We start from the raw sequence: 444 nt of genomic DNA on the forward strand, positions 1-444 counted from the left end.
TGCAACAAGAATCCACCACGATCACCCAGCGGCTTGGCCTGTGGACGATCCTGCAAGCCGGCTCGGTCATGCTCATCTTGCTGGGGGCGGCCGCCCTCACACTCATCACAGCCGGATAAACCGACATCGTGTCGAGCCCCCATATGGGCCGCGAACCTTTCATAATGATGCCTGTAAGCACCACAATATTGATCACAACCTAACAATGAAGGAGAAATCATGATGACCGATCTCGACCTGGCTAAAAAACAGATCACCTGGCTGGCGGCGTACCTGCGTTCCCGGATCGTTGACGAGCGTGGCGGTGGTAGCTCTACCGTGGAGACACTGATTTGGATTGGTGTCATCGTGGCGCTGGTGATTGGTGTGGGCGTCGGGGTGACGGCCTATATCAGGTCGAAGATGCCTCACTGACGACGATGCGTAGCAGGTTCACAACTGATC

At 55.9% G+C, this 444-nt stretch carries 1 protein-coding gene; it reads left to right on the forward strand.

The window, feature by feature from the left end:
- Positions 1 to 219 precede the first annotated feature (219 nt).
- Positions 220 to 414: a hypothetical protein gene (locus ACLFKU_RS44210; RefSeq protein ID WP_002543755.1), complete on the forward strand. Its 195-nt coding sequence runs from the start codon at positions 220 to 222 to the stop codon at positions 412 to 414.
- The last annotated feature ends 30 nt before the right edge of the window (positions 415 to 444 follow it).

Source organism: Paraburkholderia sp. EG304 (assembly GCF_046543485.1).
Taxonomy (GTDB): domain Bacteria; phylum Pseudomonadota; class Gammaproteobacteria; order Burkholderiales; family Burkholderiaceae; genus Paraburkholderia; species Paraburkholderia youngii.

Excerpts from the sequence above, each read along its gene's own strand:
- ACLFKU_RS44210 (WP_002543755.1), top strand. The coding sequence starts at position 220 with ATGATGACCGATCTCGACCTGGCTAAAAAACAGATCACCTGGCTGGCG.